This is a genomic window from Mesorhizobium sp. M7A.F.Ca.MR.362.00.0.0, assembly GCF_004023175.1.
Classification (GTDB): Bacteria; Pseudomonadota; Alphaproteobacteria; order Rhizobiales; family Rhizobiaceae; genus Mesorhizobium.
The window spans coordinates 4,147-5,488 of the sequence record NZ_RZTF01000070.1 but is presented as its reverse complement, the minus strand read 5'-3'; the positions used below and the strand labels follow the sequence as shown (position 1 = coordinate 5,488).

Below are 1,342 nucleotides of genomic sequence, written 5' to 3'. Positions count from 1 at the left end.
TGAAGCCTGGAAATCCCGATTTAGCCTGCGACTGCGCTCGCGGCGTGGCACGATTGCGGCCGAAACCGGCGGAACGGATTCGCGCCGAGCGAATTGACAGAGGCCGTCAGTTCGTGGTCCGGAGGCTTTGGAAGCGATCGGGAAACCAGGAATGAACGAAATACGGCCTAAAGCGCCGCCGACCTACGAGCAGTTGAGGATGATGGCCGGGCAGGAGCTTGGCGTATCGGAGTGGACGACGGTCGACCAGAACCGCATCGACCAGTTCGCCGAATGCACCGGCGACCACCAATGGATCCATGTCGACCCTGAAAGGGCGCGGCGGCAAAGCCCGTTCCGCACGACGATTGCGCATGGCTATCTGACGCTGTCGATCATCGGCGCACTGGCGCTCGGCATGGGCATCGTGCCCGAGAACACCCAGGCTGCCTTTAATTATGGCTTCGACAAGGTGCGCTTCCTGGCGCCGGTCAAGGTCGGCGCGCGCATCAGGCTGCGCATCACGCTGCTGTCCATGGAGGACAGGGGTCCCGGCCAGTATCTCATGAAGGCAGCCAATACGGTCGAGATCGAAGGCGAGGAAAAGCCTGCCTTGACGGCTGAAACGCTGGTCATGCTCTATGAACGCCGCAAGCGGGCAGGCGCCTGAGCCTGTTTGGGAATTCTACTCTCTGAGCGGTGTGGCGCGTCACGAACCCCTGGATTCCGTGCGGCCTGCGGCGCGGGCAGAGAGCAGCGCGAGGACCAGCGCGATCAGCGCCAGCACTGTCGCCGTCTGAAATGTGACCTGCATCCCCCGGGCGGCCTCGGAACTCAGAAGACCAATGCTTTGGTGCTTTTCGGCCGATGCGACGGCGAATATGGCACCCATCAACGAGGCGCCGGTGATCAGCCCGAGATTGCGCGAAAGGTTGAGCAGGCCGGAGACGACGCCGCGCTGGCCGGCACTGATGCCGGCCATGACGGCTGCATTGTTGGATGTCTGGAACAGCGCGTAGCCGATGCAGGTGACGGTGATCGGAACGACATAGCCGGCAATGCCGAGCGTCACCTTGGCGAGCGACAGCAGGAACGTGCCTGTCGTGAGGCTGAGCAGGCCGGCGACCATCATCTTGTGGGCGCCGAAGCGATCGGTCAGGCGTCCAGCCACCAGCGCCGACAGGGCCGAGACAAGCGGCCCGGTCGACAGCACGAGGCCGACCATTGCGGCATCGAGCCCAAGTCCTCGCGAAAGATAGAACGGGGCAACCACCAAAGTCGCCATCATTACCGTCGCGACAACGAGGCTCATGGCGAGGCTGGCGCTCAGTTGGAAGTCGCGGAAGCTGGCAAGCTGGATCAA

2 protein-coding genes are annotated in these 1,342 nt (G+C 63.1%); one reads left to right on the top strand and one right to left on the bottom strand.

Translation table 11 applies throughout. The features are described 5' to 3' along the window. The first annotated feature begins 151 nt into the window (after positions 1-151). Positions 152-649, top strand: coding sequence for a MaoC family dehydratase (locus EOC06_RS12120; RefSeq protein WP_127267530.1), 498 nt, complete (start codon positions 152-154; stop codon positions 647-649). Between the two features lie 39 nt (positions 650-688). Here the strand turns inward: EOC06_RS12120 and EOC06_RS42320 are convergent. Beyond that, the coding region (locus EOC06_RS42320) for an MFS transporter (RefSeq protein ID WP_245469512.1) at positions 689-1,342 on the bottom strand (654 nt) is incomplete at its 5' end.

Bases quoted from the DNA above. Each gene is read 5' to 3' on its own strand.
- EOC06_RS12120 (WP_127267530.1), top strand. From the start codon at position 152: ATGAACGAAATACGGCCTAAAGCGCCGCCGACCTACGAGCAGTTGAGG.